The sequence below is a fragment of the Rhizobium sp. BK376 genome, assembly GCF_004341625.1.
In the GTDB taxonomy this organism is placed as follows: Bacteria; Pseudomonadota; Alphaproteobacteria; order Rhizobiales; family Rhizobiaceae; genus Rhizobium.
Genome location: NZ_SLZG01000016.1, coordinates 37141 through 51331 on the forward strand (window position 1 = coordinate 37141; position 14191 = coordinate 51331).

13 protein-coding genes are annotated in these 14191 nt (G+C 59.0%); 2 read left to right on the plus strand and 11 right to left on the minus strand.

Features of this window, described 5'->3' with window-relative positions; translation table 11 throughout:
* Nucleotides 1-8: 8 nt before the first annotated feature.
* The 10 genes from EV561_RS26885 to EV561_RS26930 all read right to left on the minus strand — a co-directional run bounded on the left by EV561_RS26885 (nt 9) and on the right by EV561_RS26930 (nt 11089).
* Complete coding sequence (locus EV561_RS26885) at nt 9-1256, minus strand: ABC transporter substrate-binding protein (RefSeq protein ID WP_245512961.1); 1248 nt, start codon at nt 1254-1256, stop codon at nt 9-11.
* Nucleotides 1257-1465: 209 nt separating this feature from the next.
* Nucleotides 1466-2590, minus strand: a complete 1125-nt coding sequence (locus tag EV561_RS26890) for a Gfo/Idh/MocA family oxidoreductase (protein ID WP_132526268.1) — start codon at nt 2588-2590, stop codon at nt 1466-1468.
* Nucleotides 2591-2600: 10 nt separating this feature from the next.
* On the minus strand, nt 2601-3530 hold the full coding sequence (locus tag EV561_RS26895) for a sugar phosphate isomerase/epimerase family protein (protein WP_165927925.1): 930 nt from the start codon (nt 3528-3530) through the stop codon (nt 2601-2603).
* 246 nt (nt 3531-3776) lie between these two features.
* Nucleotides 3777-4847: a substrate-binding domain-containing protein gene (locus EV561_RS26900; RefSeq protein ID WP_132526272.1), complete on the minus strand. Its 1071-nt coding sequence runs from the start codon at nt 4845-4847 to the stop codon at nt 3777-3779.
* Between the two features lie 135 nt (nt 4848-4982).
* Nucleotides 4983-5717 (minus strand): GntR family transcriptional regulator, encoded by a 735-nt coding sequence (locus EV561_RS26905; RefSeq protein ID WP_132526468.1) that lies wholly within the window; start codon nt 5715-5717, stop codon nt 4983-4985.
* Between the two features lie 237 nt (nt 5718-5954).
* Entirely contained in the window at nt 5955-6614 is a 660-nt protein-coding gene (locus EV561_RS26910; protein WP_132526274.1) for a DUF1684 domain-containing protein, read from the minus strand.
* A gap of 262 nt (nt 6615-6876) precedes the next feature.
* The gene (locus EV561_RS26915; RefSeq protein ID WP_132526276.1) at nt 6877-8046 is read right to left on the minus strand and encodes an NAD(P)/FAD-dependent oxidoreductase; all 1170 of its coding nucleotides are present in this window, start codon (nt 8044-8046) and stop codon (nt 6877-6879) included.
* 99 nt (nt 8047-8145) lie between these two features.
* A complete protein-coding gene (locus EV561_RS26920) occupies nt 8146-9093 on the minus strand; it encodes an alpha/beta hydrolase (RefSeq protein ID WP_132526278.1) in 948 nt (315 codons plus the stop codon).
* 101 nt (nt 9094-9194) lie between these two features.
* Complete coding sequence (locus tag EV561_RS26925; protein ID WP_132526280.1) at nt 9195-10073, minus strand: pirin-like C-terminal cupin domain-containing protein; 879 nt, start codon at nt 10071-10073, stop codon at nt 9195-9197.
* 104 nt (nt 10074-10177) lie between these two features.
* Entirely contained in the window at nt 10178-11089 is a 912-nt protein-coding gene (locus EV561_RS26930) for a LysR substrate-binding domain-containing protein (RefSeq protein WP_132526282.1), read from the minus strand.
* Between the two features lie 177 nt (nt 11090-11266).
* Between EV561_RS26930 and EV561_RS26935 the strand changes: the two genes are divergently transcribed.
* Nucleotides 11267-11884, plus strand: coding sequence for an isochorismatase family protein (locus EV561_RS26935; RefSeq protein WP_132526284.1), 618 nt, complete (start codon nt 11267-11269; stop codon nt 11882-11884).
* A 51-nt stretch (nt 11885-11935) separates the two neighbouring features.
* Here the strand turns inward: EV561_RS26935 and EV561_RS26940 are convergent, their stop codons facing one another.
* Nucleotides 11936-13210: a carbohydrate porin gene (locus EV561_RS26940; protein ID WP_132526286.1), complete on the minus strand. Its 1275-nt coding sequence runs from the start codon at nt 13208-13210 to the stop codon at nt 11936-11938.
* Between the two features lie 336 nt (nt 13211-13546).
* Here EV561_RS26940 and EV561_RS26945 point away from each other — a divergent pair, with 336 nt between their 5' ends.
* On the plus strand, nt 13547-14191 hold the full coding sequence (locus EV561_RS26945) for an HD domain-containing protein (protein ID WP_132526288.1): 645 nt from the start codon (nt 13547-13549) through the stop codon (nt 14189-14191).

Genomic DNA, 14191 nt, shown 5'->3' on the forward strand with positions numbered 1-14191 from the left:
GGATCGGGTTATTTCGCCTGTGCCACGATCTGGTTCCACTGATCGGAAAACTGATCGGCGGTCATGCTCGGGGTCGTCCAATACTGGGCTATAAGGTCGCCGACGGACTGGACAATGTCTTGAGGCGTCAGAACGTCGGGCGCCAGGATCTGGCGGCTCGGATCCTTCAGTGCCGTCAGGCCCTTCTGGGCGCAGGCATCAAGCTTCGACGTATCGACGTCGAGACGAACCGGCACGGAGCCCTTTTTCGAGTTGAAGGCAAGCTGGCCTTCCTTCGACATGATCACCGTTGCAAGCAGGGTCTGGGCGTCGGTTGCCTCGGCATTCTTCAGGACCGGGAAGACGAAGATATCGCCGCCCATCATGAAGTTGGATTCGCCCGGTCCGAGAATGCAGCCGAAGTCCTTGTCGGCAACCATGTTGGCATGGATGAACTCGCCCTTGGCCCAGTCACCCATGAACTGGATGCCGGCCTTGCCGTCGATCAGCATGCCGGTTGCTACGTTCCAGTCGCGGTTCGGGCTGCCGGGGTCCTGATAGTTACGCAGCTTGGCGAAGATTTCGGCCACATGCTTGAACTTGTCGGACTTGACCGCATCCGGAGAGAGATCCTTCCAGACCTGCGAGTAAAGGTCCTTGCCGCCTTCGCCGAGCAAGATGGCGTTGAACATGGACTGCAGCTGCCAGGGCTGACCGCCGACGGCGATGGGGATCAGGCCGGCGGCCTTGATCTTGTCGAGAGCCGCAAACATTTCATCCCAGGTCTTCGGCTCGTCGGTTACGCCGGCCTTCTGGAAGACGGCCTTCGAATAAAACAGCCAGTTCTGGCCGTGGTCGTTGATCGGGGCGCCGTAGATGTGACCCTTGTATTGGATCGCCTCATAGAATGCAGGTGTGAGAGCAGCCTTCCAGTTCTGTTGCTGTGCAAGGTCGTCAAGCGGACGAAGCAGGCCCTGCTCGGCAAGATCGTTCATCTGCGTGCCCGTGTTGAACTGCATGGCGGTTGGCGGATTGCCGCCGATGATGCGGTTGATGCCGATCGGGCGTGCCGTCGAGCCGGAACCGGCAATCGCTGTATCTACCCATTCGCCGCCTGCGGCATTGAAGGCATTCGCAAGTTCGCGCACGGCAGCGGATTCGCCACCTGAAGTCCACCAGTGAAGCACTTCGGCCTTCTTTCCGGCCGCGTCGGCACCGGTGACGCCAACAGTGATCAACGCCGTGGCACCGACCAACGCCATAAGTAATTTACGCATGTTGCTCCTCCTCTTGACGACGTCTCCCCGACGCCTGGTTCCAGCTCCCCACGCCGTCTCGGCGTTGAAAGCCAAGCTATGCCTCCCTGATCGCTTCGGGCCTCCTCTTCCGGCGGGCGGCCGGGCTGATGCGTCCTCTTCGCATCGCCCGCCCGTCACGCATGCAGTCTGGGAGGACTGCTAACTGACAATCTATTCAGATTTCTACCTTAAGTGAAATGCCCTTCTTTAATTTGTTGTGGGATCGGGTCCGGCCGACCGCAACTGCTATGGATTGCTACGACCTTGCGCGACTGGGCGGAGCGTTCGAAAGCGGTCATCACCTCAAGCGCATGGAATGCCAGCTCCGACGATACGCGATGCTGGCGGCCAGCGCGAAGGGAATCGACCATTTCGGCTGCGCCAAGACCGCGCAGGCCAAGGTGACCCGGCACGCCCTCCGTGTAGGGATGATCGACCGGGATCTCCTCCCAGGCTTCGGCGCCGTCGCGGAAGATTTCCACCTTGCCGCTAAAATTATTCGGGTCCGGGGTCACCATCGAGCCTTCCGAGCCATAAATCTCGATCTGATTATGCTTGTGTTTTATGACATCGAAACTGGTGGCGATGGTAATCGTGGCGCCGCTGTGGAATTCCATCACGCCCGTCAAATGCGTAGGAACCAGTACCTTGATGGCCTCGCCGCGCCGCGGATCGGTCTTCACCTTGCGCTCGATGCGCGTGATCTTGGCCGCACCGAAGACCTCTTTGACCGGTCCGAGCAGGGCAATCAGATTGGTCACATAGTAAGGACCGACATCGAGCATCGGCCCGCCGCCGCGGCCATAAAAGAATGCCGGGTTCGGATGCCAATGCTCATGGCCGGGCAGAAGCAGCATCGCCGTTCCCGAAACCGGCTTGCCGATGCGGCCCTCGTCCAACAAACGCCGCGTCAGCTGATGGCCACCACCGAGGAAGGTGTCGGGCGCGCAGCCGAGGCGCAGATCGCCGGCGCGGGCAATCGCCATCAGCTCTTCGGCCTCTGCCATGCTGACGCCGAGCGGCTTTTCGCAATAGACATGCTTGCCCGCAAGCAGCGCTTTCTTGCAGATCGGGTAATGGGCAGTCGGCGTCGTCAAGTTGATCACCAGGCCGATCTCGGGATCGGCAAGCATGGTATCGAGCGACACGGATTCCAGGCCGAACTGCTCGGCAAGCTTCCTGGCCGGCTCCTCATACATGTCATAGACCGACTTCACGCGGATGAAATCAAACATATGCAGGGTCGCGACATAGGTGGCGCTGATATTGCCGGCGCCGACGATGCCGACCTTCATTTGCGAATTGCTGGTCATTGTTCTGTCCTCAGGAAATCTTGATATCAAGTTCGGCGGCGGCAGCGCGCAGATAGTCCATGCCTCGGCGCATCTCGTCATCGAATTCAGGCGTGGCTGGGCGGAAATGCGTCCAGTGAGAAGCGCCCGGTGCGTCCTCCAGCTCGAGCGTGATCGGCCCCGAATAGCCAATCGTCCGCAAGGCCGCGAAAATCGCCTTCCAGTCGATCTTGCCTCGACCCGGCCGCCAATGGGCGTTGGTATGGCCTTCGTTATCCGAGAAATGCGTGTTGAATATCCGGTTGCCCAGCGAAAGCACGATATAATGCGGCATGTCGCCGGCCGGGAAGAGATGGCTCGGGTCGAAATTCATGCCGAGATTTGCGGCGCCGGTCCGCTCAATCAGCCGCAGCATGCCCTGACCTGAGCTGACCCAGCGATAAGGATGCGGCTCGATCGCAACCCTGAGACCGGCCTTTGCCGCAATCTCGCATGCCTGGGCAAAGCCATCGACGACTGCATCATATTCAGCCGTCCAGTTCCATTCCGGCTCGACCCGCGCACTCCACTCCTGCGAAATCGGCCGCTGAAGGATCGGCTTTACGTCCGACTGGAAGGGATAGGGCGTCATGCTGGTCACGATCGGTGCGCCGATTTCGGCCACCACATCGACACCTCGCCGGAAACCATCGAGATCGACAGTCGAGGTGGGCGCCCCCTCCTTGTAGCTGAACGGCAGATTGTAGAAGAAATTGGTGAGCGTCAGCCCCTCGCCTTCCGCGATCGCCTTCAGTTCCCGAATCTTCTCCGAGGTGTAGTAGCCGAGCATGTCGACGGACCAGGCCGTCAGCTCGAAGCCCTTGCAGCCTGTTCGCGCAAGCCGCTTTAGCGGCTCCTCAAACGGCGGGTTCCAGTTGAAGGTCCAGATTGGGGACCCGAAAAAAAGCGAGCTGCCGCCCACGTCATCCTCCCATGAAAGGAGCCCCGACTTGGACTCCATCGTCCCCGCTAAACTGCAAAAAGGCGTTCCAACCCGCCAATTTGCAATTTGTAACGTTACGAATGATCGATATTGCCGAAACTGTCAAGACTGATGCACGTACCGCATCGAATGGAACGAAAGTAGGAGCGACGCGAAATGGTAACGTTATGGATAGCTTTTACTCAGCCGATTTCTCGTGGGAACCTTGGTATCGCCGACAGGGGATCAAGGACGGAGAGACTGGCTGCCATGATCAACAAATTCGGCCTGGACCAGCTCGCTAAGCTTCGAAAAATCCTCACCTGCCATCGATCGATGCAGGAGCGATGCCAGCCGCTCGCCGATGAGGTAATTGGAGTAATAGTAGGAGCTGAGCGGCGGATTGAAGAAATCATGAAGCGTCGTGCCGCCATAGGTGACCAGCGCGAAATCGCGGCCCGCTTGGCGGCCCTTCATCCGCAATCCGGCCAGAAAGCCGAGTGCAGCCTCTTCGCTGGCGACAAAGGCGCCGGTTGCGTCAGGATGCCAGGAAGCAATGTTCTTCGCGATCTCCTGCCCACTGTTCGGCGTGGTCGCCGCAAAATGGATGAGTGTATCGGGGACGCTGAGATTGCGCGCGGTGAATGTCTTCGTCCAACCCTTTACGAATTGCAGGCTATAGGTGAACTGGCTCGACGGCGCGATCAGCAAGGGCGCGTCGTGACCGGCATCCAGCAGCAACCGCGCTGCTTCGGCCCCGATGGTTTCGTGATCCAGATCGACACTTGGATGTTTGCTCAGAAGTTCGGTTCGCCCGAATGTGACAAAAGGCATCCCCACTTCGAGAAGATATTTGACGCGATCATCCTGCGGACGGGTATGGGTGATGATAACGCCATCCACCGACCCCTCCTCGACAAGATCGCGTACCGTTGCCAGCGGGTCATCCGCCTGTAGTTGCGGAACGACCGTCGTCCTGTAGCCGAGGCCCTTCATGCTGCGCGACACGCCCTCGACCACTGAAGCGACAACGATGTTCATCTCGCCCTGCCGCTCGAAGGGTAGCACGATGCCAATCGCATGCGTCTTGCCGGTCCTGAGATTGAGGCCGCCGAGATTGGGCCGGTAGCCAAGCTCTCCCGCAACCTTCTTGACCAGCTCGATTGTCTCGCGGTTGACCTCCGGTCCCTCCTTCAGCGCACGGCTGACCGTTGTGACCGAAAGACCAAGGGTGGTCGCAACCGTTCGCAGCGTCACGCGCTGGCCTACATCCCGCCGCAACTTGCGCCCAATCATCGATCCCTGCGGTTTAGGCACGTCCGTCTGCTCCCCCTGTGTCTCCCGGGCGACAATGCGCCTCGGGAATTCCACACGCAAGCGTGATGCCGCCCATTATTCTCATCAACCATCGGCAACATATTGCAAATAGTCAGAACAGGATCGACGCTGGGGTCAAAGCCGCTCGATGGCTTTCAGAATATCGCCGCTGGCCCGCGTGCGATGACCTTCCGCGACGGCGCGGGCGCCGGTCGCATCCCCTGCCCTGATTGCCGACAGCAGCTGTCGATGTTCCTGGACGGACACGTTCGACGCAGGCTGGAAAGGAAGGGTCAACATCCGGGCGCGCTGCGCTTGATCAATCATTGTCGACGCGACTCGCGCCAGCCGGGCATTGCCGCACTCGCCTACCAGCAGTCGATGAAATTGATCATCGGCTCTTGCCCATCCACGCAGATCTCCGGCCTTTAGCGCACGATCCATCTCGTTCGTTGCTTCCTCCATCAAGCGCACCGATCGCTCAGAGCGCTCCGGATGCTGCGACAAGAGCACAGCAGCCATGCCCTCCATTGCAACCAAAAGCTGATAGACTTCAACCATGTCGGCCGTGGAAATCGGCAGGACCTGAACGCCACGACGCGGCAGGACACGGACCAGACCCTCGTGCTGCAAACGGATGATTGCCTCATGTACCGGGGTTCGGCTCATGCCCAGCTGCTCGGCAATACGCTGTTCGACCGCCTGATAACCAGCCGGCAGCGTGCCATCAAGAACACTTGCCTTCAGTGCACGATAGGCATCATCGACCAGGGAATCTTTCCGCTGCGCCTGCGTCAGCGGATCGTGCGGATAGACGCGAGCAGCTCCCGACCTGGATTGCGGGGAAGCCGGAACGACAGGATCTGACATCACCAACCTAGTCCTGAAGCCGAATGTTGGAACGATGAGGGGCGCCCAAATTCATCCTTTGTGTATACCAGATCACATTTCACCGTACAAGCAGAACCCCTGAAGCCACGATGGCGGCCAGCCACCCTCCTCGCTCGCATTGAAGAACGGAAACCGCCCAGGTAATTGGAGACTAAGGAAGCAGGCATGACTTCCAAATGGCCGGCTACGGAGATTCAGTTCTGGCCCCGACACTTATCATTTCGAGATAGGAAGTCGCTCCCCGGCTCTCACCGCGCCTTTCAGTCGATTGCCTGATGGCGCTAGTGGGCAGACATAGCGGGGCGAATAGGCGCACGAAGGAAAATAAGAGAAGTTGAAATCGAGCACCAGCGTGCCATCTGGGCCGACAATTCCGAGATCCGCTCCCTTGATGGTGTCGAGGAGATATCGGCCACCGCCGTACGTCTCGGTCCCGGAGGTCGCGTCGGCAAACGGCAGGAACACGCCGCCGCCGTACCCCTCGATCCAGTAAAGGGTCAATTCGCCGCCCAATCTGGCCTCCAGCCCGCTTGTACGGGCGAACGTATGCATCGACAGGTCACCATCCAGCCCGGTTGCGACGGTTATCTGCTCCGACGCTACCGGGGCAAGCTGTACCGTCAGGCGCAATGAGGGATCATAGGGAAACGTCGTCGGTCCTTCAAACGTCATACGGTCCGCCGGTTCAATTGGCGACTGCGGATGGTCGCGAAACATGGTCGAACGGGTGTCGCGCCAAAGCTGCCAGGCAGCAGCCGCATCTTTGCTGGTACGTATCTCGTAATAGAGATTTGCGATCTTCTCGCGCCATTCCCACAGTTGTATAGTTTCGTTCAAATCAGCCCCTCCATGTCGGAGATCACGTCGTTCGTTCATCGAAACGCTCGCTCAACCATCTCGGCGCAATCGGTTACTCGCCGGATTTGCTGTGCCAATGTTTGCGACACACATTTGGGTGTCATATCAACGAGGACAAGACCACCACTAAAAAAGCTGGGGTAATCTTTCAACTCGATCCATTGGCTGGCTTTGTTGAACCCATCCTGTTTTGCCCGCTCCATGAAATCCATGAACCCAGAGCTACTTGCCGAAGCTCTGGCCTGGCGCTGCAAATTGGAACTTTCAAAGTGGCTAAAAATCAGAAGCCTTGATTTGCCGCGGCGCTAGAGGTCGGTTTTGGAAGATTCAGTTCAGCACCGCCGCAGATCGAGGCGGCAATCTCCTTGGCTTCCTTTCCGATCTGTCGCAAAAGTCCCGTCGATACGACGTCGAAGCCGCAGAAATATAATCCGTCGCCGTTGGGTTGAAGCTGCCCACGCGGCGGACCGGCGGCGTCGCCAAATCGCTGCCGGACATCAGGCAATATCTCGCGGAGCGCAGGACGATAACCCGTCGCCATCACGATGGCGTCAAAGACATCGCGCCGACCGTCAGCAAACCGAACCTGCCGCTCGTCGGAGTCTGAAATGCCGCCGAACACATGGATATCGCCTGATCTGATCCGTTCGATCGTGCCAACGTTGATCAATGGGGTCTGCCCTTTCTCTTTGATTGTTGTCAAGGGACCCTTGCGCGCCAATTCAAGACCGAGTTTGGCGGCATCCCGGAAGCGCAATCGTAAGATCGGAGCGTTAACGAAGTCGACGAAACGATGGGGAAAGAATTGCTGGGCAATCGCTATGCTGGCGGTGGGCAATCCCAATATCTCGAGCGGAACGATATTGACCGGCCCGCGCACTGACAGTCCCACGTAGAGGCCCGCTTCAGCGCATTCCAGCGCAATGTCACCCGCGGAATTTCCAAAGCCGACGACAAGGACCCGCTTTGCACCGAGGTCCGCGGCATTTCTAAATTCGGAGGAATGAAGGAGCTTTCCTGCGAACCGCTCCTGCCCCGGCCAGGATGGCCGCACGGGCACGTTCGAGAGACCGGTCGCCACAATGACATTCATTGCCTCGAAGCGTCCGGCAAGGCTGTCAACGATCCAACCCCCGTTCCTCTGAATTGCCGTAACCGCCGCACCGTAGGTTATTCTTGTTTCATTGGCCCGCGCGTAGTTCTCGAGATACTCGATCACCTGAAGCCGCGAGGGATATTTCGGGAAGCTGCGCGGCATGGGCCGCCCTGGAAGACCGGAATGTCTCCTGTGGGTGTGGAGATGCAGCAGATCGTAGTGTCGATGCCAGGATGCAGCCAGGGTTTCGGCTTTTTCGAGTATCAGCGAGGAATGGCCACGTGTGCGAAGCGCTGCTGCGCATGCCAATCCGGCAGGGCCGGCACCGACAATGATCGTCTCGGAATCCGTCACTGATGTCACCAACCAAGCAAAGCGTTGGCCGCACCCTACCATGAATCGGTCATGCAACAGCTGTCATCTGGTTCGCGAGATTACTCTCCGAAGCTGATCTCACTTGGGCGCAAAGGCATCGGAAAGGAAGCGAGCGGCGTTATCGAGCGCACGGCGGCTGCTTTCGAGATGGGCGACATCGAGTTGGAAGACGTGATGCATGCCCTCCCAGATCTCGAACTGAACAGAGACCCCTGCCCGCGCCGCGCGGTCGGCATATCGCACGGAGTCGTCGCGCAGGCGCTCGTCAGTACCGACCTGGATCAGGAGCGGAGGCAGCCCATGCAAGTCGCCGAGCAAAGGCGAAGCGAGTGGATCGGAGGCAGACACGGACCCCAGATACTTCTGTGCGCAATCCTGCAGATAGTCGTAGCCGATCAGCGGATCTTCCACTGTCGCATCGGTCATCGACGGACCGGCGAAGGTCATGTCGGTCCACGGCGAGAAGACGACACCCGCCACTGGGGAAGCGCCGAGGCTTCGTTTCTTTAGCTCTGCAAGAGTGACCAGCGTCAGACCACCGCCGGCGGAGTCGCCGACGATCGAGATCTGCTCGAATCCCTGGTCGGTCAGCCATTTCCACGCGGCCAGGGCAGCAGCCGGAGCGGACGGTAGCGTCGCTTCGGGCGCGAGCGGGTAGTCGATGACCAAGGCAGAAACCTGCGTGCGGCTGACAAGCTGGCTGACGAAACCGCGATAGGCCTTCGCTGAGCCAAGGACATAGCCCCCACCATGGAGATACAGGATGGCGGCGCCCGGCTTCGCAGTGACCGGGCGAAGCCACCAGCCGTTCACTCTTTCCGCATCGACCTCGTGGATGACGACGCCGTCAACCATGGGGCATGCCGAGATGAAGGCGTCGTAGACCGATCTCATATCGCCGGTCGCAGGCCCCCAGAAACTGGCGAACCTCTCACGAAGAGCGGATTCACGCGTACGCTCGCCGTCCGAGACGCCGACGAGCGTCGTTTCTGCCGCTGTGCTTTCCGACATTGTCAAATTGAACATGATCACTCTCCATGTTGCATGCCCGCGGTCGGGCAATATTCAGCGGTGCCCAACAGGCCTCCCGCCCCGCGCCGTGATGAAGGGTTGACGGTGGTTTGGTATCAAGCTGGGAGCGAGCCGAAACGGCCACTCGCGTAGTTGGCGAGCGTCTTGCGGACATCCTCTTCCGTGGACATAACCAGCGGGCCGTGCTTGACGAACCGCTCGCGGATCGGCCTTGCGGCCAAAAGGACGAAGTGCGTCGGCTCGTCGGATTCCAGAACGATATCGGTATCCACGCCGGCGCTGAGAGTGGTTGCCTTGCCCGCTTCCAGCGAACTAACTTCGCTCAGGCATCGAATGGTGAGCTTGCCGGAGACGGTATAGATCCAGGCCTGTCTGCCGCCCGGCAGATGGTGAGAAAAGTGGCCGCCCTTTGCGAGCGAGCCGTCGAGCATCGTCATCGCCTCCGGCGTACCTTCGGCCCCGACCAAGTTCCCGATACGGCCGAGAACGACACGCACTCGATATCCCAGCCCCTCGATGATCGGCACCTTTTCCGCATGCACATGGAGCGCGCGTGCCGGCTCGCCTTTGAGGCGGGCGGGAAGGTTGACGAAAATCTGTAGCGCGTGCGTCCGGGCTCCGGGCGCCGGCAGCTCTTCGTGGACGGCGCCGCTGGCAGCGGCCAGCCAGTAGAGATCCCCGCTCTTCAGGACTACGTTGCTTCCGAGTGTGTCCCGATTCACGAAGCCGCCGGTCGAATCCTCGAACATCGCCGTGACCGCCGAGATGCCGGCGTGAAGATGCGGCGCGAACGTTGGAGACGTCATGACGAAGTGGTCCACCATCAGCAGCGGATCCATGCGCCCGCCAAACATCTCCTCGGAGAAATGATTTGCTGTGAACCCGTTTCCGATCGTGTGGGATTTCCCGGCAACGACCGCCCCCAATCGACTTAGGGGAGCGTTGGCCTTTTCTTCTATCTGGACGTTGCGCATTGCCATTTCTCCTGAGAACCGGTGTTGGTCATCAATCTAGGAGAATGACGCATCAGACGAGAAGTCACGGAATTCGCGACCTAGCGTCCGATAGGATGGACGATCTAGATAAGCACCGCTTTGGGAAACTCGGCGGCCAGATGATCCAGGAAGACGCGAACGGAGGGCAAAAGCCCCTGGCGGTACGGGATAAGGGCCGTAAGCGTCGAATCCCCGGCAATCCAATCCGGCAGCACACGCCGCAACGTTCCGGACAGCACGGCCTGGCGACAGACATAGCTCGGCAGCGCCACCACGCCGAGGCCGCTGATCGCAGCCTGCTGAAGCCCTATCATGTCGTCGCCGAGCAACCTCGGCGCCAGTGGCATGACGATCTCGTCTCGCGCCTGTCTCGCGTGACGAAGCCGCCAGACAGGCGCGATATCGCTTCTCATCATGAAAAGGGACGGATGATTTTGAAGGTCCTGCGGCGATTCCGGCATGCCGTTGGCGTCGAGATAGGCCGATCCGGCAAAGAGGAACCAGGGCGCCGGGGCAAGCGTCCTCTGCACCAGATTGGAATCGGGAAGCGGTTCGGAATGGGCGCGCACGGCAATGTCGAAATTTTCTCCGACAATGTCGACCGTCCGGTCCGCGGCATGCGCGACGACATTGACCTTGGGGAAGCGCAAGAGAAAGTCAGCGATGATGCCAGACATTGCAAACTGCATGGTCGCCACGCCGGCGGTGCATCGCACTGTCCCCGTTGGCTCGGTCAATCGATGCCGGATCGTCGTTTCCGCCAATTCCGCTTCCCGCAGCATTGCAACCGCATGCCGGTAAAAATCCTGGCCGGCATCCGTCATCCCGAAATGTCGTGATGTTCGGTTCAGCAGCCGGACACCGAGATTGCGCTCCAACTCCTGAATGCGGTGACTGAGGGTCGATTTGGGAATCCGCAGCGTCCGGCCTGCGGCCGTGAAGCCGCCGCGATCGACAATATTCACGAAGAAGAAGAAATCGTTCAGATCAAGCATCGATATCCATCGTTCAACTGTTCGGACGGTTGGTTTCAATATTGATGACTTTTGGGCCGATCGTCCAGCCGCTAGCTTTTACTCGTCACCAACGAAGGCTGTCCGACGGCAGCTTTCACAGAGCCGCGGATCGTCTCTGTCGCATGCAAAAGCAACCCAATTGTCCAGGAGAATGAAATGACCAATCGCGCTTATGAACCACTCACCGCCGACAATGCTGCTGTAATCCTCGTCGACCATCAGATTGGACTGATGACCGGTGTCAGAGACTATTCCACCGGTGAGCTGAAACACAATGTCGTGGCTTTGGCAAAGGCTGCCAAGGCTCTGAACCTGCCGATCGTCGTCACAACGACTGCACGCGATAGCATGTGGGGACCGACCTTTCCGGAACTTGTCGAAGCTCTGCCCGGCGTCGAGATCATCGACCGTTCTTCGGTGAATGCCTATGACGATGCCCGCGTTGCCAAAGCAATCGAGGCGACCGGCCGCAAGAAGCTTATTTTCGCCGGCATCTCCCTGGAAGTCTGCGCTGCCTTCCCTGCCATGACGGCGGTGGCACGGGGTCTGGACGCCTATGTGGCCGTCGATGCGTCGGGGACCTTTAGCGAGACAAAGCGCCAGGCCGGTTTGCTGCGGATGCAGCAAGCAGGCGTCGTCCTTTCTGACTATGCGACCATGATGGTCGAAATCCTCAGGGATAACGGCAGGCCGGAAGCGGGTGCCGTCTACGGCGCGCTTGACATGCCCTGGGCCACGCTCGTTGGCCAGATTGCCAGCGCTTACGGCAAATAACCCATGCAGAAATCAGCTCGACTTCGAGTATTTCCCGAGGTCGAGCGGCTATCAAAAGTTCGCCGAGGTCTTCAGCCCGAGCGCAAAGACGTCGTCGTTCTGGCTGGTGCCGCCTGGATGGACGACATATTGGAGATTAGGGCGAAAGAGCAGACCGGTCCTAGGACGGTACGTATAATACAACTCGAAAGCATACTCGGACGAATCGTCGGAATCAGACACACGGCTGTTCAGATGCGTCGTGCCTGCAGCAAAGCCGATATCGTCCTTGGGGCGCGACTCGAAGAGGCCGGTATAGACTAGGCCGCCGGCGATCTGGCGATCGGTTGTCGACGTCTGCTTGTCCGCCATAACGACATTCAGGAACAGGCTGAGATTGTCGGTAACCTGTTGCTGGAAATTGATGTAGCCGCCATATCGGCCGTGGTGCTGGCGTGCCGGCAGGCCGGTCAGGGCGATGGGATCGCCGTTTATGTCCTCTGCCACATCATCCGCCGTCGACGTGTCGTACCATGCACCAAACTTGTAGCTGCCCGGCAATTTGCTGCTGCCGATGGTGGGAAGCCACCCCAGCTCGACGGGGATGATGGCGCCGGTCGAGTCGCTGAAGAATACCGGCAGGACCTGATCCTGAAGGCTCAGATATTTCGGGTTGGCATCATAGACGCCCGTCTGGAAATAGCCGAAGTCATTCAGATTGACTTTAACGCGGGTGGCCCACTGGCTTATCGGCCAATTGTAAATGTAGTTGCCGACAAGGTTGCCCGGGTCCGAGCCGCAGAATGTCAGGTTCTGGAAATCACAGGAAAACGAGGCGAAATCCTCGCCGAAAGTCACCCGACCGATCTTCCAGTCGATCAATCCGTCAGCAAATTTCTGATCGTACCAGAATTGGGTGAGACGAATGGTCTGGCCTCGACCGTAGACTTCCTGCACCTGCTGTAGCGTGCCGAGCTGCGCGGCGGCGCTGAGGTTGTTTCCGGTACGCTGGGTGAGAGTGACCTGGAACTGTGCATCGTGGATGCCGAGCAAGCGATCGAGGTCGAACGTTACGCCGCCTGTATACTGATCGGCATAGGCGCTCTTGCTCTCGACGCCGCCGGTCGCGTTATAGGCGAATTCGCCGGTATAGCCGAACTGGAAATCGATGCCACTATCCTTGAGACGCGTGCGAGCTCCGCCCCAGTCGCCAAACAGCCACGGAACCTCGGTAACGGCCGGCGTGGAATCCGGGGCGTGAGCGACGACGTCGCCGGCGTGAACGCTGCCGGCTCCGATAAGGGCAATGAGCACGATGGCCGCTCTGGCCAAGTCCGCACGCTGCATGTTGTTTCCCCACTGATTCCCCACGAATATTCAGTGGAGCTTAACCTGCGACGGGGTCTTGTGAAATGCTAACGCACAGTTGGTTTGAGGCTTTGCACCGCAAATTCATCAATGGTGCGCGGGCGCAACATATGCGGGCCTTGATGTCGTGACGTTTCTTGAACCGATCAGGGTCAGGGCAGCGCCACCATTCCTGGTACACTGAAATTCGCCATTCTTGGTGCTGTTTTTTGACCACGGCAGGGCGCATCTCTTCCCTGACGGCTTTGCCGTTCGGTGAAGCTATAGTCGCGCAGCGGCGCTTGAAATCGCACCTTCACGGCATAGGATAAGATCATGACAAATAACGACATTTTCGGCGCGAAGATCCCGGACAGCAAATTGGCAGCCAATATAACGCAGTTCATTCGTGACACCGAGAGCAACCTGCTCTTCCACCATTCCACGCGCGTCTATTTCTGGGGCGCCTTGACGGGAAAGCGGGACAGCCAGAAATTTGATCCGGAACTGCTATACGCCGCCGCCATGTTCCACGATGTCGGCCTGACGCATCACTATCACGAGAGCCAGCTGCGTTTCGAAGTAGATAGCGCAAACGCCGCCCGCGACTTTCTGCGGAGCCACGGGATATCAGAAGCGGACGTCGAGAGGGTCTGGCTTGCCATCGCCCTCCACACGACCCCAGGCATCCCGGAACACATGCATCCGGAGATTTCCCTTGTTCAGGTCGGGGCGGGAATGGATATAGCGGGCCGCAATTATGAGCATTTCACCGATGAGGAACGAGAGGCCGTGATCGCGGCCTATCCACGCAGCAAAGACTTCGGCCACGAGGTCATCGACGCGTTCTATCATGGTATGAAGCATCGGCCAGCCAGCACGTTCGGCACCTTCAATGACGATTTTCTCGCGTTCAGGGATCCCGGTTTTCAGCGCGCCGATGTGTGCAGCATCATCCTGAGTTCGCATTGGGAACGCTGA

Coding starts and splice junctions, on each gene's coding strand:
- EV561_RS26885 (WP_245512961.1), bottom strand. CDS start 1,256: ATGCGTAAATTACTTATGGCGTTGGTCGGTGCCACGGCGTTGATCACT.
- EV561_RS26890 (WP_132526268.1), bottom strand. CDS start 2,590: ATGACCAGCAATTCGCAAATGAAGGTCGGCATCGTCGGCGCCGGCAAT.
- EV561_RS26905 (WP_132526468.1), bottom strand. CDS start 5,717: ATGTCAGATCCTGTCGTTCCGGCTTCCCCGCAATCCAGGTCGGGAGCT.
- EV561_RS26910 (WP_132526274.1), bottom strand. CDS start 6,614: ATGAACGAACGACGTGATCTCCGACATGGAGGGGCTGATTTGAACGAA.
- EV561_RS26920 (WP_132526278.1), bottom strand. CDS start 9,093: ATGTTCAATTTGACAATGTCGGAAAGCACAGCGGCAGAAACGACGCTC.
- EV561_RS26925 (WP_132526280.1), bottom strand. CDS start 10,073: ATGCGCAACGTCCAGATAGAAGAAAAGGCCAACGCTCCCCTAAGTCGA.
- EV561_RS26930 (WP_132526282.1), bottom strand. CDS start 11,089: ATGCTTGATCTGAACGATTTCTTCTTCTTCGTGAATATTGTCGATCGC.
- EV561_RS26935 (WP_132526284.1), top strand. CDS start 11,267: ATGACCAATCGCGCTTATGAACCACTCACCGCCGACAATGCTGCTGTA.
- EV561_RS26940 (WP_132526286.1), bottom strand. CDS start 13,210: ATGCAGCGTGCGGACTTGGCCAGAGCGGCCATCGTGCTCATTGCCCTT.
- EV561_RS26945 (WP_132526288.1), top strand. CDS start 13,547: ATGACAAATAACGACATTTTCGGCGCGAAGATCCCGGACAGCAAATTG.